We start from the raw sequence: 23471 nt of genomic DNA on the forward strand, positions 1-23471 counted from the left end.
CCCAAATCACATGGTCGGCACATATCGACGGCGCCGCCTGTTGAAACATTGGATTCGTCGCGGACCACCATGCGGTGCTCAATCTGGTGCGGGCGGGCATAGTAGCGACCCCGGCGCGATGACAATAAGGCAGCGATAGTTGTGAATGAATTCAGGCAGCAAAATCTGGTCTTGATCTCGAGTCACGGGCAGGTCAAAGGCTTTCGACTGCTTTTTTTGTCGGCCGGTGTCAGATGAGCGATCCAAAGGCTCATTGTCATGCAGGGCAGGGGCGAAGGGAGCGAGCTCCCCAGGTCTTGCCAGGGAGTGCTGCCACCCCCTGGCAAAGGAACGTCTGGATGTTACGGTAAGCCGCGGATAATTCTCGCTTTCTGCAATCCGGGCAGCACTACAGCGTATAGCCGACTTCGCCGTGCAGTTCACGGTCGAGGCCGACGACTTCGGTGTCTTCCTCCACGCGGAAGCCCATGATCTTATCCAGCACAAAGCCGATGGCATAGGTCAATACATAGGCGTACATGGCCACCAGGGCCACGCTCACAAACTGAATCCAGACCTGTTTGGCGTTTCCGGCCATGAGCCCGGCACCGCCCACCGTGGCAAACACACCGGTGACAATGGCCCCCCAACTGCCGCCCACACCGTGTATGCCAACCACATCAAGGGAATCATCAAAGCCCAGCAGTCCCTTTATTCTCACGCCGTAATAACAGATAACGCCCGCCGACAGTCCAATGATCAAGGCCGGGCCGGGCATCACAAAACCGGCTGCCGGAGTGATGGCAACCAGACCCGCCACGCAGCCCGAGGCGATACCAAGAGCGCTCGGTTTTCGATGAAAAACCCATTCCATCATCATCCACGAAAAGGCCGCTGCGGCCGAGGCGATCATGGTGGTTGTGAAAGCCAGGCAGGCAATGCCGTTAGCCGCCAGTGCGCTGCCCGCATTGAAGCCGAACCAGCCGAACCACAGCAGCGCCGCGCCCAAAACGGTCATGGTCAGATTGTGCGGCACAAACATTTCACCGGGGTAGCCCAGACGCTTTCCGATGAGATGTGCCAAAGCCAGAGCCGAAGCTCCCGATGACAGGTGAACCACGGTTCCGCCGGCAAAATCCAGCGCTCCCATCTGCTGAATCCAGCCGCCGCCCCAGACCCAATGGGCAATGGGATCATACACGATGGTGGCCCAGATCAGCAAAAATACCACATAAGTGCTGAATTTGACCCGTTCTGCGATGGTCCCGCTGATCAACGCCGGAGTGATGATGGCGAACATCCCCTGAAACCAAATGAAGACATAGGTAGGAATCGTGCCGCTGAGAGTATCCGGGGTGACCCCGGCCAGGAAGAAATGACTGAAGTCTCCTATAAACGTATTGCCCGTGCCAAAGGATAGCGAGTAACCGAGAATCATCCACTGAATGCCGATGACCGCCAGGGCCACAAAGGAATGCATAATGGAGCTCAAAACGTTCTTTTTTCGCACCATTCCCCCATAAAACAGGGCCAGCCCGGGAGTCATCAGCATGACCAGGGCCGTCGACGTCAACACCCAGGCAGTATCTCCCGTATCCAACGCAGGGCCGGTTGCCGATTCGGCGCTTTCCTGGGCAAAGGTCAGGCTGTTCGCCATAAGCATGGTGAAAAAGGTGCCCCATAGGGTGGCTAAAAATGTTAAAAGCCGTTTATTCTTGCGCAAAGCAGGTTGGCAAAAGTCGATTCGAGGCAGCAACAGCATACGATTCTCCTTCATTCCACGGAGAGCAATGGCTCCGACAAATAACCTTAAAAGTGTTTACCATGACGCATGCTCAGGCATCATCAGATGGCTTCCGGGCCGGTTTCGCGGGTACGGATGCGCATGACTTCATCAATATGCGAAATGAAGATCTTGCCATCGCCGATTTTCCCCGTATAAGCAGCCTGTTGGATGGCGTTCACCACCTCATCCACGCGCTCCTCGGCAACCACAAGAGTGAGTAAAATTTTGGGAACAAAGTTTACCTGGTATTCTGCACCCCGGTAAAATTCAATGTGTCCCTTCTGACGTCCGAATCCCTTCACCTCGGTGACGGTCATTCCCTGGATTCCCAGGGCTGACAGCGCTTCTTGAATTTCTGTAAGACGGAAAGGCTTGACGATCGCTTCAATTTTCACCATGAATGATTTGCCTCCATTCTTTGGATGGCTTCCAGCCCAAGGCGACACTCTGTCGGGTGCTCCGCTGCAATTGCCGGAAATTTGCACCGCACAACCCTCATGCGGTTCGGCTCGAGAATGCCGCTCAAGGACGAAAACCGGTCGCTGTTTGTTCAACGCTTGCTCGTAACCGAATTCAGCCGAAGGAAAATACCAAGAGACGTGCCAGATGTGCTGCAGCATCCAAACTGACTTATTAATATATTAAAATAACTAAACTATTTTTAAGGAAGGGAAGGCTGAAGGGAATCCTGCCCCGTGGACAAGATTGTATAATCGATGGCCGCCGGGTGGGAAAAAGGCACAATTTTGTACCGTTTTCCACCAGAGAGCCGACTCAAAAATCAATTCCCACGGTATACGAAAACATATTCCTGATTGTTTATGTCCACAACGATGTCGCCGCCGCGTGACTCAGCGTAAACCAGCCAGCCCGGTTTTTCTTCGCTGCAGCATTCCACCTGCGGAGAAAATCTGCCCGTGCGCTTTTCGTACCAGGCCATCAGCATCGGGTCATGCACCGCCTCGGAGGCTTTGCGGTCGGCAATTTCCCTGGCTTGGTCATAGTCCAGGCGTGAGTCGACATTGACATCAATCGAATTGGTGAACATTTGTTTATGGAGCATTGTACAGGTTGTCACGGTCATTTCTCCTTTCGTTAAGAGCGATTGTTATGTTTTCTAATCATCTGCTGCGGCAGTTGCAAGTAGAACCGTTCCCCAGTGAACTGTGAGAGGGTGCCGATCAACGGCACAGAGTTATTGGCCCTCCTTTTGGCGGCGAATCATTGCAAGACTTTCCGAGATTCCATTTTGAAGATTGCGCAAACGGCGGCTGGAGGATAATGTGGAAAAGCAGCACTGAGCGTCGTCACAACACCCGCTGCATGGGAGTGGTTGCCGGGATAGGAAACGGACCCAGGCAGTCGTTGTGGCCCTTTGGTGCAGGTCCGGTCTAAACAGACATTCCAAGGATGGGGTTGTTCGATCATGAAAGGGACCAACCAAAACGGCAAGTCCAGGCACATCGAACTTGACTTGTTGCGCCGCCGTATCAGGGAACTGGAGGCTCTGCGCTATCTGACTCAGCGGACGGATGAGGCGCTGGAACGTAATATCCGCCTGCTGCGCGCCGTGACCCTCTCCCAATCCAAGTACCTGCTCGACACAGACCCGCACTCGCTGTTTGATGAACTCCTGGCCGTGATTCTTGAGCTGACCGAAAGTGAATGCGGCTTTATCGGAGAAATTCTTGACGGTGATGATGGACGCCCCTACCTGAATACCTACGCCGTCACCAACATTGCATGGAACGTGGAAACTCACCGGAGATATGCGGCGGGCCGTAAAGCAGGCTTAAAATTTCACAATTATAAGAGTCTTTTTGGGGAGGTCATGACCACGGGAAAACCCGTAATTTCCAATGCTCCTGATCAAGATTTTCGCCGCGGAGGGGTTCCCGAAGGGCGCCCGGCCCTCAAATCATTCATGGGGGTTCCCTTCTACAGCGGCGACAGACTTATGGGAATGGCGGGCCTGGCAAATCGAGCCGAGGGGTACAGTCACGAACTGATACAGTATCTGGAGCCTTTTTCCCTCGCCTGTGCCAACATAATTGTCTCATACCGGAATGATGTGCGACGCCGCATGGCCGAGCAACAGCTGCGCGATAGTGAAGAGAGGCTGCAGGCGGTTGTCAATACAGCGGTCGACGGCATCATCACCATTGACCAACAGGGCATGATCGAATCCGTTAATCCGGCTGCTGCGGCCATATTCGGCTACGATCCCAATGAAGTGGTGGGTCGTGACGTCGGCATTTTCATGGGTGAACCGTATCGCTCGCAGCACGCTGCTCATTTGTGCGACTATCTCGCAACGGGCCGTTCCAAGCTTATTGGGGTGGGCCAGGAACTTTGGGGAGCGCTGCGCAAAGATGGCACGGTGTTTCCCGTATACCTGGCGGTGAGTGAAATGTGTGTGGCAGGCAAACGCATGTACACGGGAATTGTAAGAGACATCACCGTAAAGAAGGAAATTGAGGCAGCACTTCAGAAGGCTCGTGACGAGGCTCTGGAAGCTTCTCGGCTGAAATCCGAATTCCTCGCCAATGTGAGCCATGAAATACGTACCCCCATGAACGCCATCATCGGCATGACCGACTTGCTGCTCGAAACCGAGCTGGACGAGGAGCAGCGGGAATTTGCCGCAACGGTTCAAAGCAGTGCCGGGGCGCTTATGGCATTGATCGATGACATTCTGGATCTCTCCGGGATTGAGAGCGGCCGGCTGGAGATCGAGGAGATGGATTTCGATCTGCACGCTGCCCTTGAGGAAGTTGTTGACAATCTTGCCGAGAGGGCTCGGGTAAAAAATTTGGAGCTCGGTCTTGTCATTGCTGCCAGTGTCCCTCGCCCAGTGCGAGGTGATGCGGTGAGAATCGGACAGACCTTGACCAATCTGGTCGACAATGCCATCAAATTTACGCCTCAGGGAAAAGTGATCGTGCAGGCGGCCACGCAAAGCGAAACCGATCAGCATACCACTCTTCGATTGAGCGTGCGGGACACCGGGATCGGCATCTCGGATGCAGCCAGGGAGATGTTGTTTCAGCCTTTTTCTCAGCTGGATGGATCAACCACCCGAAAATATGGCGGAACCGGTTTAGGCTTGGCAATATCAAAAAGGATTGTGCAGCTGATGCAGGGCGAGATTGGCTTCACCAGCGAGGAGGGCAGGGGATCTGAGTTCTGGTTCACGGTGAAGTTGACCAGGAGAACTTTTGCTGAGGAACCTGGTGAGAACAGCTCGGAACACTTGCGCGCAACGGTGAAAGTTTCTGGTGTCGATGACTCCATGAAAATGCAGATTGCGCAGAGCGACGACAAATTCTCCGGAGCTTCGCGGAAATCCATGGGGGAATCAATACCACGGGGGAGTGAGCCTATGCGGGTTTTGGTAGTCGAGGACAACGCGATCAACCAAAAAATAGCGCTGCGTTTGCTCGACAAACTGGGTTATTCGGCAGAGGCCGTCGGCGACGGCAGGGAAGTGCTGGAAGTCACAAAGAACAAGCGCTATGATGCCATTCTGATGGATATCCAGATGCCGGAAATGGACGGCTTCGAGGCGACCCGGCAGCTTCGATTGCGCGAGGCGCCCGGCCATCAGACGCCGATCATTGCCATGACGGCTCATGCCATGGAGGGAGACAGGGAAAAATGTATGGAAGCGGGCATGGATGATTACGTGTCCAAGCCAATCAGGCAGGAAGACCTGGCAGCGGCACTGAAGCGCTGCCTGGGGGATCGGGGAACCGGCGTAACGTAACAGCTGTAACAAGTGGGGGAGCATGGTCGTCAAAGGAACGAAACTGGCGGGAGTACTCGTCATTGAGCCGCAGATATTTGCCGATGCCAGAGGGCATTTTCTGGAGATTTATCAGAATCAACGTTATGTAGCGCAAAGCATTACAGACCACTTTGTGCAGGACAACCTTTCTTTTTCCGCGAAGGATGTATTGAGGGGTCTGCACTATCAGCTGAGGCAGCCCCAGGCAAAGCTGGTCATGGTACTGGACGGCCGGATATTCGATGTGGCTGTTGATATCCGCCTTGGCTCACCAAATTTTGGGAAATGGTTCGGAGTGGTGCTCTCCTCGGACGATTATCGGCAGGTTTTTATTCCTCAGGGCTTTGCTCATGGCTTTTGTGTGCTCAGCGAGACTGCCAGGGTGCTGTACAAGTGCACCGACTACTATGCCCCGGCGGATGAGCGCGGTCTCGTGTGGAACGACGAGACTCTGGCCATTGAATGGCCGGTGCGCGATCCGGTTCTTTCGCCGAAGGACGCGGCGTATCCTTCCTTGAAGGAAATTTCTCCGGACGATCTGCCGCTTTTCCACCCAGCCGGTTCCCCTCCGAAGGCCTCGTGATTTCTCCCTGCCCAAGGAGGAGCAGCAGTCTCCCGGGGGCGCCGGTTATACATTGGGAAATTCCAGTTTGACTCTGGTTCCGATTCCCGGTTGGCTCTCGATGAAGATTTTTCCGTTGTGATCGGCCATGATCCGTTGCACTTTGCATAACCCCATGCCAATCCCCACCGCCTTGGTGGTGAAAAAGGGGTCGAATATGAAGGGCTTGTTTTCGGTGGAGATGCCGCTGCCGTTGTCGGCAATCTCGATTACGACCCGGCCGTCGCTTTCCCGACGTGCAACGATTTCAATCAATCCGTCGGGCCGACCAAGAAATTCAATGGCGTTCCTGACAATCTCGCCCAGAGCGTCCTTAAACGATTTGGGATCAACGGTCGCCTGTATCGGCTGGGAATGAATCCGCCACTCGATTTTCCTGGAGATGCCGGCGGCCATGGCGTCTCCTTCCTGACGGAGCTCCTCCAGAACTGCCGCGATATCAACTTTAACCGGAATGAGCGCGGGAGCAGCGGTATATTCTTCAACGCTTTTCACGATTCGTTCCAATCGTCTCACGTCGCTCAGTATGTTTTCAAAATATGTGTCGTACGGTTCCTCGCGCCCGATCTTTTTTTTCATCAACACGGCCAAACCGCCAATGGAAGTGAGAGGGTTGCGCAACTGGTGTGCCACTGCAGCGGCCAGCCGATTGAGGCTCTCGGCTTTTTCCCTTTGAATGCGATGGCGCTCCTCGAGAATTGTCTTTTCACGTTCCTGCAGTTGATGCAATGTGGTGACATCGTCGAGCAGCACTACGATTCCCTCAAGACCTTCTTGCGCCTTGAGAAACGATGTGGTCATGGAGAGGTACAGCATCTCTCCGGTCGTGCGCTTGTATTGAACGGTTCGATGCAGGTTGAGCCTCTCTTCCTGGATGACATCCAATATGACTTGATTGAAGTCGGTGTTTTCTTCGATTTCCAGAAACAGCTCGGCCCAGCCCTTGCCAAGCAACTGATCTTTTGTGTATCCGAGAATAATTGCGGCAGAACGATTGGCTACCGAAATCTGGCCCCTGGGATTGATCACCAGGATCCCCACCGGCAGACTATCCACTATGTTTTTTATAATAATTGCCTTAATGAGGTCCTCCGGTCTTCGTTCAGTGTCCGTTCCGTCTTGCATCGAGAAGCCTTCACGGCCTCGACGACTCGGTCGCGCACAGGAAATTATCGAGTACTTCTAGGAACCGGTCGGTCTCTTCCAGGTGAGGCATGTGCGAGCTGTGTTCGAAAATGACCCATTGGGATCCGCGTATTCCATCGTGCAACACTTGCGCTATGGCGGGGGTCGCTTCATCATGGTGACCGCTCATGATCAGGGTCGGCAGCTCAATTGCGTGCAGACGATCCCTGATGTCCCAATCCCTCAGTTTGCCGGTAACGTGGAATTCACTGGAACCCCACAACACATTGTACACCTCCGAGTTTTGTGCCATTTTGCGGAAAGTTCGCAACAGGCATTGCGGCCAGGGATCGGTGCGACACAGGTGACGCCGATAAAAAAACGTCATTGCTTTTTCATACAGGGCGGCGTCTCCGCAAGTCGCGCATTTCTCACGCGCTTCAAGCACGCGCCGCAGCTCTTCCGGCAATCCTGCGCGCAGCCGCCTGGCTTCCTCCACCCATTGCGCCGTGTTGGAAAGAGAGTTGGCCAACACCAGACTGATGGGACTCCGGGGCGGCTTCCCGGTGACGAATTCCATGGCCAGCATGCCCCCCCAGGACTGGCCCAACAGGTGAAAACGATCCAGTTTCAGGGTCCGGCAAATGGTTTGCAGCTCCTCGACGAACAGGTTGATGCTCCACAGGGACGGGTCGTGCGGCTGGTCGGAATTGCCGTTTCCCAACTGATCGTACAATATGATTGGGCGCCCCGCCTGGGCCAGGTCTTCAAGCGGTTCGAGGTAGTCGTGGGTCGCTCCGGGACCTCCGTGCAGGCAGATCAATGGGAGCCGCTTCAAAGATTGCTCCGCGCCCACCATCTTATACCAAACCTTATACCCCCGAAATGGGATGAATCCTTCATGCTGAAGCTGTGTGGATGACATGACAGGTATCTCCAACGGGAATCGTCACTGCCGGCAATCGTCAGCTGTGCGCATACAGGGTCACACGGTTCCGCCCCCTCTCCTTCGACTGGTAGAGAGCAGCATCCGCCGCCTTGATGAACCATTCCATGTCCCGCCCTTCGAAATTGGCGGTACTGACCACTCCGACACTAATTGTTATACAATGGGCAACGTCTGAAAACCGGTGCTCGATTCCCAATCCGAACACCTCCAGGCGAAGCACCTCGGCAAGGTTGCGGGCTCTTTCGGCCGGGGTGCGCGGGAGGATCACGGCAAATTCTTCGCCGCCATAGCGGGCGCTCAACTCTCCGGACCGTTTGAAGACTTGAGGAAGCAGCCGGCCGATCACATGCAAACATTGATCGCCCGCCATGTGGCCGTAGTGATCGTTATACCGCTTGAAATAATCGACATCGCACATGATCAGCGACAGGTCATCAGTGTGGCGGTGTCCCCGCTGTATTTCCGCGTTGAGCACCTCGTTAAAATGCCTGCGGTTGGCCAGTCCCGTAAGAGCATCTTCTATGGCCATTTTTTCAAGTAAACGATTGGCGTTTTCCAATTGGAGCTTCTGCTCTTCCAGGGTTACGTTCGCCTGCCGCAATGCTTCGTTTGCCAGGTGAAGCTGAATGCTCTTGGCGTCGAGAACGTCCCGCTGTCGTTTCAGTTCCAGCTGATTTCTCACCCTGAGCTTGACGATGGCGGGATTAAAGGGCTTGGTGATGTAGTCGACGGCTCCCAGTTCGAGACCTTGCGTTTCGTTTTCCACCCGATCCATGGCGGTTATGAAAATGATTGGAATGTCCTGCAACGAAGGATCATTCTTTAGCGAACGGCACACCTCATAGCCATCCATTTCCGGCATCATGATGTCCAGTAATACCAATTGGGGCATTACTGCAGCTGCTATTGCGAGTGCATCCTGACCGTTTGTGGCAAAGTAGATTTCGTAATCGTCATGCAACATCGAATTGAGGATCTCAATGTTCGGAGGTACGTCGTCCACAATGAGAATCTTGTTTTTGCCTGATTGCATAAACAAACCTATGCAAAGCACAGTCTAGGGGTTCAAGGGATCGAGCCGGACGGGATGCACAACTCCTGCGTTACCTGAACCGGATCACAAGGTTACGTCATGCTTCGCTGCCAATGCCTGCAGATGCTCCAGTGCTCCCCGGAAATCAAGATTCTTCAAACACCGACCCAGGAGCCGGCTCTCCTCTGATGATCCGGGCAGCAGTTTCTTCACATCGCTATACACCTGCAATGCCTGAAGGTTATTCACCAGAAGCATATCGCGCAGATTGTTGAGAAGTCGAGAAAGCTCTTGTCCGTCAGGAGACGTTTCACTCGCCGGGGGTGCATCATACCTCCTTCGGGTGGCGAGCAGGTTAGCGGCACGAAAAACATCATTCATTTGCTTCTCGACGGCTTGCAGCGAACTCTCAATTGCCGATTCGTCGGATTCTTTTAGGGCTGTTTCGAGCTTCACTGAGACGTTGAACAATGCGTCGGCCCCTATGTTGCCTGAGACGCCCTTCAAGGTGTGCACCAACCGCCTTGCCAGGTCATAATCCTCAGTTCCCAAAGCATCGCGAATGTCTGCCAGAGTGGAGGCGTTGTCCTGTCTGAAGCTCACGATTATGTCGGCCAGCAGTTCTTCATCATTGCGGAGCCTGGCCAGTGCCGATTCGACGTTGATTCCCGGCAAATCTGGGGGAATAATGGTCCTCATTTCAGCTCCATCCTCTGTTGCTTGCAAACGGCCACGCAGCGTGGATTCTTGCCGCCGGCTCATGGTTTGTGCGCGGTTATGGCTGCCGTTCATCAACACTAACTCAATAAATCATGTTGACAAAGACTACAAACACAAATATGGATGAATAACACTTAATGTTCGAGGGAAATAAATGCAGGTTTCACCGACAGAGAGAGGTTTTGTTTCGGCACCCCGCTTCGGATGGTTTAGCTGCTTTTTGGGCGGTTTTTTTCTGATGAATCCGCCTGGGTGAACGAATTTGATAGGATGCCCCGGGTGGATTCATGATCCTCCCGGGGTTTGTGCGACAAACTACAGCCCCGAGGAACGCTCCTTGGGGTTTTTTATTTTCAATGAGCGGCATGTGCCTGCCCAGTGTGCCGACAGGAGAGACCCATGATACTGGTATTGAAAAAAGGCATCAGTCAGGAGGAGACGGAGCAGTTGAAAGATCAATTGCGGACGGAAAACTACATGATCAAGGAGATCCAGGGGGTCGAAGAAACCATCCTCGGCGTGGTTGGCACCATTCGCAAGGATTCTCGCCATTTCGAAACACTGCCCGGTGTGGCCAAGGTCATTCCCATATCCAAGCCCTATAAGCTGGTGAGTAGAGAGCTCCATCCCGGCCCGTCGATTATCCGGGTGGGAGACGTCTCCATCGGCGGCGACCGCCTGGTGGTGATTGCCGGACCCTGTGCCGTGGAGGATCGCAAACGCACATTGGAGATAGCGCACGTGGTGCGCCAATGTGGTGCGGTGTTGTTTCGCGGCGGAGCGTTCAAGCCGCGCACTTCCCCCTATTCCTTCCAGGGGCTGGGAGAAGAGGGTTTGAGGATTCTGGCTGAAGTGCGGGAAGAGACCGGAATGGGGGTAGTGACGGAAATGACTTCTCCCAGTCAAGCGGATCTCATGGTTAAATACGTTGACATCGTGCAGATAGGCGCCCGCAACATGCAAAATTTCGAACTGCTCAAGTGTGTGGGTCGTATCGGCAAACCGGTATTGCTCAAAAGAGGTCTCGCCGGAACCATTGAAGAATGGTTGATGTCGGCGGAATACATCCTGTCCGAGGGCAACGGGCAGGTCATTCTGTGCGAGCGCGGAATTCGCACGTTCGAGCGCTACACACGAAATACACTGGACTTGACCGCGATTCCGGTGATCAAGAAACTGACCCACCTGCCCATCATTATCGATCCGAGCCATGCCACGGGACTGCGGGAAAAAGTGAGCCCCATGGCCCGTGCCGCCATCGCAGCCGGGGCCGACGGAGTGATCGTCGAGGTGCACACGGAGCCCGACAAGGCCTTATCCGACGGTCCCCAAAGTCTTTATCCCGAACAGTTCAAACAGCTCATGCGGGACCTTTATGTGATCGCGCCGGTGGTTGGAAAGCAGCTCGACTTCGCCTACCTGGATAAAGCCAAAATCATGAAGCGGCCCGCCGTCGCCGGAGCGCTCCAAGCGCACGTGGTCTATCCGGGAGTTCCCGGTTCCTTCAGCCATAAGGCCTGCCTGCAGTTCTTCGGTTCGGAGCCGCCTCACCAGAACCGCCCGTCTTTCCGAGAAGTGTTCGAAACGGTCCAGAGCGGAGCAGCCAGTCTCGGCATCCTGCCCGTGGAGAACTCCCTGACGGGTAGCATCCATGAGAACTATGACCTGCTGCTCGAGTACGATCTTAAAATCGTTGGAGAGATCACTCTGAGGATTCAACATAATCTGATCAGTCACCCGAACGGTTCCGTGGATGCTATCAAGCGGGTCTATTCGCATCCCCAGGTGTTTCAGCAGTGTCGCGAGTTCCTGGAAAATCACCCGGATTGGGATCTGGTTGCGTGCAAGGACACGGCCACTGCGGTGCGCCGGGTGAAAGAAAACAACGACTCTTCGGAAGTCGCCATCGCCAGCAAGGAAGCCGCCGAATTGTTTCACATGAGCATTCTGCAGGAAGGGATCGAAACCAACCCACGCAACTTCACCCGCTTTGTCGTTGTTTCGCGCGATCAATTCCTGGAGGGCCCCAAGGACAAGTCCTCCTTGATCTATTCGGTGAGTGATACTCCGGGCAGTCTTTACGAGACCTTGAAGGTATTTGCAGAACGTCGCATCAACCTGGTCAAGCTGGAGTCCCGTCCCATTCACAGCAAGCCCTGGGAATACCTGTTTTATGCGGATATCGAAGCAGACATCGAGGATCTAAAATACCGTGATCTGCTCACCGAGCTCAAAAAGAAAACGGAGTTCCTCAAGGTGCTGGGAAGCTACAGCAAGGGAGAAAGCTGATCATAGGAGCGCCCTGATCTGAGCACATTTGCAGGCGTATCCCCGGGTTAGGATTTCGTCCAGCACTTCCAGGAAAGGCAGGTCCGTGTCGACGCGCAGATAAATTTCAGGGGGGAACTCGGTGATCGGTTCAAATGCTTTCTTCATGTGCGGCAAATGGTGCACCCGAGCGTGCGACAATCCCGAGTCATCGTCGCGCCGCAACAACCGTTTACGGATGGTTTCTTCACGACATGCGCATTCCACCACGATAAAGTTGGCGTCCAGGTCGAGGGCAAGCTGGTGCGCATCCTGGCGCCATTTGGCCCGCGAAAAGGAGGCATCCAATACTGCCGACCGGCCGCTCTTGAGCTGGTCCTGAGCCCTGGCGAACATTTGTGCGTAGACCCTGTGACGCATTTCCAATCGGTAAGGTCCTTCCCCGTAGGCTACCACCCCGGCAGACATGGGACAGCCGTTCCCGGCCGTTCTGACCTCGTCGGATTCCAGGCGGACCAGGGATAAATCCTCCGCCAGTTGCTTTGAGAGCGCCGATTTTCCGGTTGCCGGCAGGCCGGCAAAGACCCACAAAGTGGGTCGGCTGAACTGCAGCGCATAACGATAAGCCTGCTGCATGTATTTATCGGCTTCTTGGCGCTGTGGCACGGCGTTGGCGCCGGCCGCTTCGGCAGCCCGCAGACAGGCGACCTTCAATTTGACCACGGCGCGATAAGCCGCGTAGAAGTCGAGTAAACTGTATAATTCCGGGTCGTCAGCCTGTTCGACATAAGCCCGCAGTACGGTGCGACTCAGGTCTGCATGGCCCAGGTGCTCGAGATCCATGTGCAGAAAGGCCAGGTCGCTCACTACGTCGCCGTAACGGAAGCGGTCGTTGAACTCGATGCAGTCAATGATTTGAATGCCGTTGAAAAAGTAGATGTGTTCGCAGCGCAGGTCGCCGTGGCCGTCGCGTATGCGCTGCGTTGCAATGCGTCGGCGGAAGAGATGCTGCCAGTTGCGGAAAAAGGCGCGGCTCACCTGACGTACGAATTCCCATTTTTCCGCAGGCACCCACTCCCCGACAAAGGGTTCCATCTGGCGAAAGTTTTCCTCCATATTGTAGGCGATCACTTCGGGATCGCCATAATGGTCGATCTCCGAGCTGCGCTCGCTGCGTTCGTAAAAGGCAGCGAGATAACGGCCCAACTTCTTCAATTGCGCCGTTTCGATTTGCTTGCGCTCCAGGAGGGATTTCATGCTGTCCTCATCCGGCAGCTGCACCATTTTGACGGCGTATTCGACCGCTTCACCGGGTCCTTCGAGCGACAACCGGCCATCTTCTGATCTGCGTATTGCCACTATCCCTTCATAGATATCATGGCTGAGCCGCTGATTTAACGTGACTTCCTGCCGGCAGTAACGTCGACGCGCTGCAAGGGTCTCGAAGTTAAGGAATTCGAAATTGACCGGTTTTTTCAGCTTGTAAACCCACCGGCCGGTCAAAAACACCGCCGAAATATGGGTGTCAATGCGCCGCAGCTCGACAACCGGATGAGGATAAAAATCAGGATCTGCCATCGCCTGGCAAACTTGTTCAAAATTTTCAATAGGCATGGGTGCTGTTCCTGGAGCGTCAGGTCGGTGTCACTTATGCCGCTGGATACAGGCATAGGCGCTGTGATTGTGGATGGATTCGAAATTTTCCACATCGACTTTGAACCACAAAACATTGGGGTCGCTCTTCAGCTGTTGAGCGATATCGCGCACAACGTCCTCGACAAATTTTGGATTGGCGTAAGCCTTTTCGGTAACATACTTTTCGTCCGGGCGTTTCAAAACCGAGTAGACCTCGCATGAGGCGGAACATTCCACCAGTCGCACCAAATCTTCAATCCATATGAACCTTTTGAAGCGCACCGCAAGGCTCACCGTGCCTCGCTGATTGTGCGCCCCCTGCATACTGATTTCTTTCGAGCAGGGGCAAACGGTTGTGATGGGAACGTTCACTTCCAGAATCAAGTCGTAGCCGGTCTTGGAATCCAGCGAGCCCGAAACCCTGCAGACATATTCCATGAGACCGGCGCTCTCAGTTACCGGGGAGAGTTTTTTCATGAAATAGGGGAAGCAGATTTCAATGTGTGCGGATTGTGCCTGAAGCCTTCGCTGCATGGCCTCGAGGATAGTAGAGAACTCGCGTATGTCCAGGTCGCCGTGGAATTCGTTCAGGATCTCGATGAACCGGCTCATGTGGGTGCCCTTGAATTCCCTTGGCAGGTTGACGTACATGTTGATGGACGCCACCGTATGCTGAAAGCGGTTGGTTTTGTCCATGACGGTGATCGGGTAACGAATGTCTTTGACGCCTACCTTGTCCACATTGATATTACGATGATCGATTTGGTTTTGTACATCAATCATTGCCGTACTCGACTCTACAGACTGCTCGGAGGGCCGGCCGCAGACATGCCGCTCACGTTGTTGCCGATCTCTTCGAGAGCTTTCCTGGTTTCGGCAGTCATATTTTCGGCGAATTCGCCCTTGAGATCTGCTTCGATGATTTGCTCGTCGTATGGAATGAAGCCGAGAAAGCGGTACTCCGCCATGTTATCCAGCAGGAACTGTCGGTCCTTTTCTCCTCTGACCTTGTTGCCCACCAAGGCAATTCGCGACAAACCAATGTCAGCGGCCAGTTCCTTGATCTTTGCAGCGGTCTCAAGGCTGCGCCGGCCCGGTTCCACCACAACCAGCAGGCAGTCCACGGACTGAGACGTGCCACGGCCGAGATGTTCGATGCCGGCCTCCATATCCATAATGACCACGTCGTCACGCCTCAGTATGAGGTGCTGCACCAGATTTTTAAGCAATATGCTTTCCGGGCAGACGCAGCCCATACCGCCTTTTTTCACTCCGCCCATCACCATCAGACGGATTCGGTCGCCGCTCCTGATGGCGAGCTTTTCAGGCAGGTCGTCCACCTTAGGGTTCATCCTGAAAAACCCTCCGAAACTCCCTGGCACCGATTCGGTTCGTTCAGCCACCAGCTCCTTCATCTTGGCAATGGGTACAATCTCACCGGTGTTTCGTATGCCCAGTCCGTTGGCGAGATTGGCGTCCGGGTCGGCATCAACTGCAAGCACATTCTTGCCCTGTTCGGCAAACCACTTGACGAGAAACGCGGAAAGAGTCGTCTTACCGACTCCTCCCTTGCCACTGACAGCAATTTTCAAAGTATTTTCCTCCAGAGGATCATAATCAGAATGGAATTTGAAGCATTCAAACCAGGCGGCCATCCATGGTGATGCGGAAGGCACCATCGACGCTTGCCGCAGCTCTGCTCTGTTTTTTCATCTGGTACCTATGTCTGCTGATTTCGAGCAAGGCCCATCAAGCGATAAACCAACATTCCGCTGACCACCGCAACATCTTCTACCGGAAGCCGGTTTTGTATGCTCGCATCAAACAAAATGCTGGCTTCTGGCGGAAACTCATCGTCTCCTTGCCAGAGAACCAATTGAATGTCAATGCGCGGCAGCACCTGGAAAACCATACCCACGTCACCTGCCTCGACGGATTTTGCCCCGAGCATCTCTCCACAGGTTCGAAAAAGCTCCGGATCATGGCCAAAGGTTGCCAAAAAAGGGTCTCTGGCCCTCCTCTGGAAAGCGTCGAAGTAAAAGTGGCCGTCGGCAATCTGTCGAAAGGTGATGAGCTCTCCCGAGGCGGGTTTGTTTGAGGCGTGGAGCAGATAATGGCTGATCACTATCTTTTCGGGCAGCGGAACCTCACTTTCCGGCGCCTCCCTTCTGACATCCACCGGCTCGCCAACTTCTACAACGTGAGGGACCCCAAAAAAAGGCAGGCGCAATTCCACCTTGGCGCCATTGAGATCGATCTTTGCGCCGCTCAGTTTTGCCAGCCGGTGTAAATTGGCATTTTTGAGTTGTTCTGCAGCAAGCCTGAAGGATTCCTTATAATCGTCGATACGAGCCAATTGTTCCTCTTTTCGCCTGGGTTTGTTGAGGGTAGTCGATGACCGCACAAGTGTCACAAAATGCCGTCACCTTTCCATTATAAGTTGCTGGAACCGCATAAATCAACATCTTCTTGGCCGTGCGTAACCTGCTGTGCAATTTGCTTGAATCGTCGTGTTTTTTCATTCAAAATATCGCATAAGTCAGTGAGGCAAACTTCCAAGGGCACGTCCTGTATTTTATCAGGCCATGGCGGGAAGAAGGCCGTCGAGAATCAGGCCTTCAGGTGACAATGCCGGCGGGGAATTCACTCAGCATGTTGTGGCAGAGCCCGGAAAGGGATCACAGAGGCGCCCATTTTAACAGCAATCCCGCCATGTTGACCGGACGACCCTGTGAATAGGACCCTGTGGGTATGGAGAGAGAAAATAGCCATAGCTCGGACTCCCCCGTAAACTCGATGAAGCAAAGTTTGATTCTTGATCCCGTTGAGGCGGAGCAACAGCAGATGCTCAAACGCTTGCGTCTCAATGTGGTGCAAATCCCCATTCTTCGACTCATTGGCGTTCTGGCGCTATTCTTCCTGGTGGTGCTCAACAACGCATGTCTCGCTATTCTTGCATGGCCGCCGTTGTTAAAGTTTGCCGCGATTTTGACGGCCTACACATTCGGGTCATGGGCCCTACTGTATCTGTTCTACCCCGGATTCAGGTCATTTGACCTCGGCTTCTTTTTCCTCACGACGGACATCATCATTTTCACATTGGCGGTTTATTATTCGGGAGGCGAAAATAGTTTTTTGTTTTTCCTGATGATCATCCGGGTTGCCGATCAAGCCAATACAAGTTTCAGGCGCGTGCTGTTTTTCAGCCACTTCTCCCTGCTCTCCTATGTGGTCCTGTTGATTTATCTGGCTCACTTCGAGCAGCGGGAATTGAGCTGGCCGATGGAGATCACCAAGTGCTGTTCCATCTATCTTGCCAACATCTACATATCCCTGACTGCGAGGACGGCGGAGCAGTTGAGAAACCTGACGCGGGAATCCATGGCCCTGGCAAGGGACCTCATCAGTCAACTGAAAAAGAGAACCGATGAATTGCACCGGGCTATAGTCAAAGCCGAAGCTGCAAATATCGCCAGAAGTCAGTTCCTCGCCAACATGAGCCATGAAATTCGCACCCCAATGAACGGCATCCTGGGTATGACGGATTTGTTGTTGGATACTCCATTGGACGACGAGCAAAAGGAAGGCCTGGAAATCATCCGAAGCTCTTCAAATTCGTTGCTGACACTGCTGATGGATCTTCTTGAACTGGCCAAAACAGAGTCGGAAGTGGAATTGGAATCAGGAGTGGAGTTCGAACTGGAGAGTTTTCTGCGGGGAGTCGCAGACGTCTACGCAGAAAAAGCCGCAGCAAAGGGCCTCAGGTTTTCGTACCGCGTGGCAGCGGACGTGCCCAATGCCTTCGTCGGAGATGTGAACTGTTTGGGCCGAATTCTGGCCAAACTGTTGGATAACGCGGTGAAATTTACCGATGAGGGGGAAATCCTGGTTGCCGTGGAAAAAGAGGCTGAGGAGCAGAACAGGACGGTTCTTCGTTTTTCCATCAGAGACACTGGCGTTGGAATTCCACCGTCGAACCATGAGCTCATTTTCCAACCTTTTACCCAGATGGATGGCTCAACGACCCGCAAACACGGGGGCTCCGGCGTCGGCCTTGCCTTGACCGAGAGACTGGTGAAACGAGTGGGCGGCAGGGTGTGGGTGGAAAGCGACGCAGGGCAGGGCAGTACCTTTCATTTCACCGCCCTTTTGCAAACCGTTCACGACCGACAATAGACCACTGGCCGTGAACCCGGAAATCTGCCGGAGAGTGGTAAATTCCGTGCCCGCATACAAACGGCAACAAGAAGGGGATCATGTTCAACAAGAGCACTGAACTGTTTCCGGTCAAGAAGAGCCGCATCTATCTTTCCCACTGCAGCATTGCACCCTTCTACAGCCGGGGGTATCTGCAGGAAAAAAAGCTGGCGAAAGAACACATGGAATCAGGGGTGAGCGCCTTCAGTCACTACGAGAGCTTTCTGAATGATCTGCGGGCAGCAGCGGCGCGACTCCTTGATACGTCGTTTGAGAACCTCGCGCTCGTCAAGAATACCTCGGAAGCCATGGGCCTCATTGCCAACGGCTATCCGTTCGAGGAAGGAGATCAGGTCGTCGGTTATGTCCATGAATATCCCGCCAACCACTACCCCTGGAAGTTGCAGGAAAAGCGCGGTGTCGAACTGGTGCTGCTGCCCAACTGCGAACATCCCGGCCAGGCTGCCCGTGGTTTGCCCTGCAGCTGGTCTATGGCGGACCTTGAGGAGCGGGTGACGGGCAGGACCAAAATCGTTGCCATCAGTCATGTGCAGTTCACCAGCGGCTTTGCGGCTGATCTGGAGAAGCTTGGCAGGTTCTGCAAGAGTCGCGGGATCGATCTGATTGTAGACGCCGCCCAAAGTCTTGGCTGCCTGCCTTTGTACCCGGAAAAGTGCCATATCTCAGCGGTCGCCTCATCCGGTTGGAAGTGGCTCATGGGGCCGGTAGGAACCGGGCTCCTCTATACCTCTGCAGAGTTTAGAAGAAAAATCGATCATGTGATGGTGGGCGCCGAGCTCATGCTGCAGGGAACCGACTACCTCGATCATACCTGGCAGCCGCATCACAGCGCCCGACGCTTCGAGTACAGCACTTCACCGATCACCCTGGCGGCGGCGTTGCGCGCTTGTATCGAGGATATCCCGCTGCGCTACGGTTTGGAAAACATTAGCGCCGAAGTGTTTCGTCTGCAGAATATCATGCTGGCACATGTCAATAGAGATCGTTTTACTCCCGTTGTGTTTCCGCTGGAAAATCGCTCGGGAATACTCTCTCTGATGTGCCGGCACGACCCCTCCATCATCGCCCGGAAACTGGAAGAAAAGGGGGTGGTCTGTTCTGCCCGCGGCGGCTATTTGAGGGTGGCGCCCCATTTCTACAACAGCGATGAAGAACTGCTGCAGGCGACGGACTGGCTGAATTTCCTGGGTGAATAGCGTGTTCTTATGCCAGTTTGATGCCGACCTGAGACGACACGCGAATGGCCTGCACCGCGACCAGGGATATGCAGGCCATGCCGGCGCCCACAAAGAACGGGATGCGATAGTCGATAACCCGGGCCAGGCCGCCAAGGACCGGGAGGACCACTGCGGCGATGTGGTTGATGAGTACTTTTTGCGCAGAACCATCTTTTTCCACCGGGAAACCAGGTTTCGATCCCGCGGGTCGCGTGTGAAGCCCCAAACTGCGATTGCTACGATGAAGCCGCCCACAACGAGACAGATTTCCCGATAGTGAGAAAATACGTGATTCCGTAGATAAACGCCCCGATGGCGATGTTCGAGGCGGCCGCCAGACTGCGCAGTTTGCCGAAGACCCAGGGCGCCACCTTGATGTCAAAATACTGCAGCGTCAGCGATTGGTTGGTGGTTTCATAATAGTGAAAGGCGAAGCTCATGATGAGTGTGGTTGCCAGCAGGCCGGCGTAGGAGGGGAAGAGACCGGTCACACTGATGCCGAAACCGAGAAGCAGGATGGATAAGACCGAAAGGCGGTGCTCGTCAATCACCCTGATCAAGAAGACGGCAAGCAGGGTCAGTCGCCCGGGAATTTCCCGCACCGACTGGATCATGCCGATCTGATCCCCCTTCAAGTTAGCCGTCTCGACGGCGAAGTGGTTGGAAAGAGTGGTCCACGCCCGCATGCCGATGGTGGAGCTCATGGTGAGAACCATGAGAAAGGGAAACATGGGATTAGGTCGGGCCCGGGCGAAGGCATGACTGTCAGCCGGGGCGGCTTTGTATTTGGGCATGGTCACTATCCGCGGGCACTCTATCGGTTTCCGTTCGAGCGCCTTGTCGATGGGAACGGTGCCGGTCTGCTATTCAGGTGTTTGCTGCGCACTGCCGTAGTGTTCTTTGATGCGCCAATAGGATACAGCCAAACGCCAAAATTCTTCGGGTGTGAGCGTCTCAGGGCGTCTTTGGGGATCGATGGCGCTCGCTTGAAAGGCCCGCTCCATGCTTTCTGAACCCAACGACTTGAGGCTGTTTCGAAGGGTTTTGCGCCGCTGTTGAAAGGCCAGATTGACCATGGTGCGAAAGCGTTCAAACGACGGTTCGCCCATTGACTGCAGCTCAGGGAAATCAATTCGAACAACCAGTGAGTCCACCTTGGGAGGAGGATAAAACTGCTGTGGTCCGACAGAAAAGAGATCATAGGCTTGCGTGTAGACCCCCAGTAGGACGGACAGAACGCCGTAGCTTTTGGTGCCCGGGCGCGCAGTCAAACGCTCGCCAACTTCTTTTTGCACCAAGAATACGGCTCGTTTGACAACATCCAAAGATTCCAGCAGAAAAAAAATCAGAGGCGATGTGATGTTGTAGGGAAGATTGCCCAGGAGCACCAAACGACTTCCTTCACGTACGCTGAGGGAGCGCAGTTCAAACGTTAAGATATCCTGCTGATGCACCCGGACCGTCTCCCGCAGCGGGTGGGTTACCCTCGCAAGGTGATCGGCCAAATCCCGATCCAGCTCCACCAGGTGAAGGGAGCGCACTTTGGACAGGAGAAACTGGGTCAACGCGCCCAGGCCCGGTCCGACCTCGATCACAACGTCCGTTTCTTCGATTTGGGCACTTTCGATGATGCGCCTGGCCGTTGCGGCCTGGGTCAAAAAATGCTGCCCGAACCTCTTGCGCGGCCTCATGCCGTGCAGCTGGTAGTATTGGCGCGGCGTAAGGAATGGGTTCATGACCATCAAATCACTCCATGGCGACACGCACGCAGGCCCTCAAAGAATCACTAGAACCATCGTGAGACGGCATCCAGGTCCATCATGTCGCGGGTGAATCCGGTTCTTTTCCACACGGTGTAGGCAGCGGCGGCAATCATAACGGCATTGTCGGTACAGTAGCGAAGAGCGGGCAAGTGCAGAGTCAGCCCCCGGTAGCCGGCCTCTTCCTGCAATCGTCGTCGCAGCCGCTGGTTTGCCGACACGCCGCCGACCACGGCGATGTCCTGAACACCACAGAGGTGTGCCGCCATGATCGTTTTGTTCACCAGAACGTCGACAATGGCTTCCTGAAAACTGGCGGCGAGATCTTCCAGGCGGTAGGATACCGCGTGGGATTCGCTTGCCGGAGGTCCATAGTGGCGCAAAAAATTTGCCACTGCCGTTTTGATTCCGCTGAAGCTGAAATCCAGTGAGTCCTTCTCGAGATAGGCTTTGGGGAATTGAAACGTATTGGGGTTGCCCTCGGCGGCCAATTTGTCTATCACCGTGCCGCCGGGATAGCCCAGGTTGAGCAGCTTGGCCACCTTGTCGAAGGCCTCACCCGCCGCATCGTCGCGCGTGCTCCCCAGAAACTTTGTCCGGCCCCCAGGATCGATGCGATAGAGGGCAGTATGGCCGCCCGACACCACCAGGCACACAAAAGGACCTGCGGGCGCCTGGCTGCCCAGAAAGGCGGCGTGCATGTGGCCTTCCAGATGGTTTACAGCGATCAATGGCTTGTCCAGTGCGAAAGCCATAGCCTTTGCTGCACACAACCCCACCAGCAGTGCCCCCACCAGTCCCGGACCCTGAGTCACGGCGATGGCGTCCAGTTGGTCCCGGGTGACGTCGGCCTTGGTCAATGCCTCGTCAATGACCGGCAAAATCATTTCGACATGCTTTCGGGAAGCCAGTTCGGGAACCACACCGCCATACGGCATGTGGACAGCAATTTGGCTGGAGATCACATCGGACAAAATATGCTTGCCGTCTTCGACGACTGCAGCCGCCGTTTCATCACACGAAGTCTCAATTCCCAGAATCAGCATGATTATCCATTCCGGTGCCCGGCTTGCGGTTGTGCCGGAGCCATCCCAACAAAACACAATGCGGCTTTCTGCCGTACCTATTCGGACCAGGCAACACATATCACGAATCCGGGCGGCTCTCAATCACCACAATGAATTACCCGCTCTCCCCATATTGACATAGCGGGACTTTGGAGTTACATGGAGCAAGTGCGTTGCTGTTTTCTTGGCAGGGTGATTGACGGTTCCTCCAAATTCTCACAGACGCTCTATCCTGCCCGGCCCAACAACGTCGTCAGAACGTGGGAACGGGTGTATTGCGCGCGATCCTCGCAAGGAAGGATGTTTTCATGCCCTCGTGCCTCGTGGATAATCACCACCGCCGCATTGATTACTTGAGGCTCTCGATTACCGACCGGTGCAATCTGCGTTGTATTTACTGCATGCCTGAGGACGGGATGCCTAAATTGAGCCACGATGAAATCATGACCTATGAAGAAATGCTGCGCTTGGTTGAGTTGGCCACGCAGATGGGCATCAGCAAGATCAGGGTTACGGGTGGCGAGCCTCTGGTGCGCAAAGGGGTGCTTTATCTCTGTCGAAAAATAGCGGAATTCGAGAGCGTCAAGAGCCTCAGCATCACCACCAACGGTTTGTTGCTGGCGGATTATGCCGAAGGTCTGCTGGCGGCGGGTATCAAGAGGATTAATGTGAGCCTCGACACGCTCAAGCCTGAGAAATATGCGCGCATCACCCGCCGGGACTGTTACCACAAGGTATGGCACGGCCTTGAGCGGGCTCTTGCGTTGGGCTTTCAGCCGGTCAAGTTGAATGTGGTGGTCATGAAAGGCTGGAATGATGATGAGATTGAGGATCTTGCCAGGTTGACCTACAGGTATCCGTTCCATGTCCGCTTCATAGAATTCATGCCCTTCAGCTCGGTGGATCAGGCGTCAAAATACCTGTCTTCGGATGATGTGCTGCAGCGCCTCGTTAAAATGGCGCCCCTCGTGCCGGCTAAAGTCAATAACGGCAATGGTCCCGCCCGCCACTACAAATTCCCCGGGGCCGTGGGAAAGATCGGCCTCATCAGCCCCATCAGCCATCATTTCTGCCCCACCTGCAACCGTCTTCGTGTCACCGCCGACGGCAAGCTGCGCACCTGCCTTTTCTCCCGCGAGGAAACCGATCTGCGCGACCTGTTGCGACGTCGTGCTGCGGATGAGGATATTGTCGCCGTCATACGTCGCGCCATCGATCGAAAGCCCGAGCGCCACACCCTGGAAAGCGAAGTATTTCGCAAATGTATCGGTCGTCCCATGGTGGCCATAGGGGGATAGCGCCGGG

21 protein-coding genes are annotated in these 23471 nt (G+C 54.5%); 6 read left to right on the forward strand and 15 right to left on the reverse strand.

All coding sequences use genetic code 11. The features are described from left to right. Positions 1 to 388 precede the first annotated feature (388 nt). The 3 genes from K1V27_RS17550 to K1V27_RS17560 form a co-directional block, all read right to left on the reverse strand. Positions 389 to 1636: an ammonium transporter gene (locus tag K1V27_RS17550; protein WP_353740615.1), complete on the reverse strand. Its 1248-nt coding sequence runs from the start codon at positions 1634 to 1636 to the stop codon at positions 389 to 391. Positions 1637 to 1824: 188 nt separating this feature from the next. Continuing rightward, complete coding sequence (locus K1V27_RS17555) at positions 1825 to 2163, reverse strand: P-II family nitrogen regulator (RefSeq protein ID WP_258931359.1); 339 nt, start codon at positions 2161 to 2163, stop codon at positions 1825 to 1827. Between the two features lie 383 nt (positions 2164 to 2546). Beyond that, complete coding sequence (locus K1V27_RS17560) at positions 2547 to 2843, reverse strand: AF1514 family protein (protein WP_258931360.1); 297 nt, start codon at positions 2841 to 2843, stop codon at positions 2547 to 2549. Positions 2844 to 3191: 348 nt separating this feature from the next. Between K1V27_RS17560 and K1V27_RS17565 the strand changes: the two genes are divergently transcribed. Then, positions 3192 to 5531: a response regulator gene (locus K1V27_RS17565; RefSeq protein ID WP_258931361.1), complete on the forward strand. Its 2340-nt coding sequence runs from the start codon at positions 3192 to 3194 to the stop codon at positions 5529 to 5531. 22 nt (positions 5532 to 5553) lie between these two features. Then, positions 5554 to 6135 (forward strand): dTDP-4-dehydrorhamnose 3,5-epimerase, encoded by a 582-nt coding sequence (gene rfbC / locus K1V27_RS17570; protein WP_258931362.1) that lies wholly within the window; start codon positions 5554 to 5556, stop codon positions 6133 to 6135. Positions 6136 to 6180: 45 nt separating this feature from the next. Here rfbC and K1V27_RS17575 read toward each other — a convergent pair whose 3' ends face one another. From K1V27_RS17575 to K1V27_RS17590, 4 genes are all read right to left on the reverse strand, one after another. Further along, positions 6181 to 7299: a two-component system sensor histidine kinase NtrB gene (locus tag K1V27_RS17575; protein WP_258931363.1), complete on the reverse strand. Its 1119-nt coding sequence runs from the start codon at positions 7297 to 7299 to the stop codon at positions 6181 to 6183. 10 nt (positions 7300 to 7309) lie between these two features. Further along, on the reverse strand, positions 7310 to 8224 hold the full coding sequence (locus K1V27_RS17580) for a proline iminopeptidase-family hydrolase (protein ID WP_258931364.1): 915 nt from the start codon (positions 8222 to 8224) through the stop codon (positions 7310 to 7312). Positions 8225 to 8264: 40 nt separating this feature from the next. Next, complete coding sequence (locus K1V27_RS17585; protein WP_258931365.1) at positions 8265 to 9281, reverse strand: diguanylate cyclase; 1017 nt, start codon at positions 9279 to 9281, stop codon at positions 8265 to 8267. 84 nt (positions 9282 to 9365) lie between these two features. After that, a complete protein-coding gene (locus tag K1V27_RS17590) occupies positions 9366 to 9980 on the reverse strand; it encodes an Hpt domain-containing protein (protein ID WP_258931366.1) in 615 nt (204 codons plus the stop codon). 420 nt (positions 9981 to 10400) lie between these two features. Between K1V27_RS17590 and aroF the strand changes: the two genes are divergently transcribed. Further along, positions 10401 to 12290 (forward strand): 3-deoxy-7-phosphoheptulonate synthase, encoded by a 1890-nt coding sequence (gene aroF / locus K1V27_RS17595; protein WP_258931367.1) that lies wholly within the window; start codon positions 10401 to 10403, stop codon positions 12288 to 12290. Here aroF and K1V27_RS17600 read toward each other — a convergent pair whose 3' ends face one another. From K1V27_RS17600 to K1V27_RS17615, 4 genes are all read right to left on the reverse strand, one after another. Then, positions 12291 to 13883 (reverse strand): bifunctional aminoglycoside phosphotransferase/ATP-binding protein, encoded by a 1593-nt coding sequence (locus K1V27_RS17600; protein WP_258931368.1) that lies wholly within the window; start codon positions 13881 to 13883, stop codon positions 12291 to 12293. A 30-nt stretch (positions 13884 to 13913) separates the two neighbouring features. Next, on the reverse strand, positions 13914 to 14687 hold the full coding sequence (folE2, locus tag K1V27_RS17605; RefSeq protein ID WP_258931369.1) for a GTP cyclohydrolase FolE2: 774 nt from the start codon (positions 14685 to 14687) through the stop codon (positions 13914 to 13916). A gap of 14 nt (positions 14688 to 14701) precedes the next feature. Continuing rightward, entirely contained in the window at positions 14702 to 15496 is a 795-nt protein-coding gene (locus K1V27_RS17610) for an ATP-binding protein (RefSeq protein WP_258931370.1), read from the reverse strand. A gap of 128 nt (positions 15497 to 15624) precedes the next feature. Next, positions 15625 to 16317 (reverse strand): DUF3786 domain-containing protein, encoded by a 693-nt coding sequence (locus K1V27_RS17615; protein ID WP_258931371.1) that lies wholly within the window; start codon positions 16315 to 16317, stop codon positions 15625 to 15627. Between the two features lie 383 nt (positions 16318 to 16700). Between K1V27_RS17615 and K1V27_RS17620 the strand changes: the two genes are divergently transcribed. Continuing rightward, positions 16701 to 18080, forward strand: a complete 1380-nt coding sequence (locus K1V27_RS17620) for a sensor histidine kinase (protein ID WP_258931372.1) — start codon at positions 16701 to 16703, stop codon at positions 18078 to 18080. 80 nt (positions 18081 to 18160) lie between these two features. Beyond that, the gene (locus tag K1V27_RS17625) at positions 18161 to 19318 is read left to right on the forward strand and encodes an aminotransferase class V-fold PLP-dependent enzyme (protein WP_258931373.1); all 1158 of its coding nucleotides are present in this window, start codon (positions 18161 to 18163) and stop codon (positions 19316 to 19318) included. Positions 19319 to 19325: 7 nt separating this feature from the next. On the opposite strand, the gene K1V27_RS17630 is transcribed toward K1V27_RS17625, so the two are convergent. From K1V27_RS17630 to tsaD, 4 genes are all read right to left on the reverse strand, one after another. Next, positions 19326 to 19520, reverse strand: a complete 195-nt coding sequence (locus K1V27_RS17630; protein WP_258931374.1) for a hypothetical protein — start codon at positions 19518 to 19520, stop codon at positions 19326 to 19328. A 55-nt stretch (positions 19521 to 19575) separates the two neighbouring features. Then, positions 19576 to 20133, reverse strand: coding sequence for a hypothetical protein (locus K1V27_RS17635; protein ID WP_258931375.1), 558 nt, complete (start codon positions 20131 to 20133; stop codon positions 19576 to 19578). A gap of 69 nt (positions 20134 to 20202) precedes the next feature. Next, positions 20203 to 21081, reverse strand: coding sequence for a 16S rRNA (adenine(1518)-N(6)/adenine(1519)-N(6))-dimethyltransferase RsmA (gene rsmA / locus K1V27_RS17640; protein ID WP_258931376.1), 879 nt, complete (start codon positions 21079 to 21081; stop codon positions 20203 to 20205). A gap of 44 nt (positions 21082 to 21125) precedes the next feature. Continuing rightward, a complete protein-coding gene (gene tsaD, locus K1V27_RS17645; protein ID WP_258931377.1) occupies positions 21126 to 22145 on the reverse strand; it encodes a tRNA (adenosine(37)-N6)-threonylcarbamoyltransferase complex transferase subunit TsaD in 1020 nt (339 codons plus the stop codon). A gap of 329 nt (positions 22146 to 22474) precedes the next feature. Between tsaD and moaA the strand changes: the two genes are divergently transcribed. Continuing rightward, positions 22475 to 23464, forward strand: coding sequence for a GTP 3',8-cyclase MoaA (gene moaA, locus K1V27_RS17650; RefSeq protein ID WP_258931378.1), 990 nt, complete (start codon positions 22475 to 22477; stop codon positions 23462 to 23464). Positions 23465 to 23471 lie beyond the last annotated feature (7 nt).

The organism is Desulfoferrobacter suflitae (genome assembly GCF_022603395.1).
GTDB classification, from domain to species: Bacteria; Desulfobacterota; Syntrophobacteria; order Syntrophobacterales; family Syntrophobacteraceae; genus Desulfoferrobacter; species Desulfoferrobacter suflitae.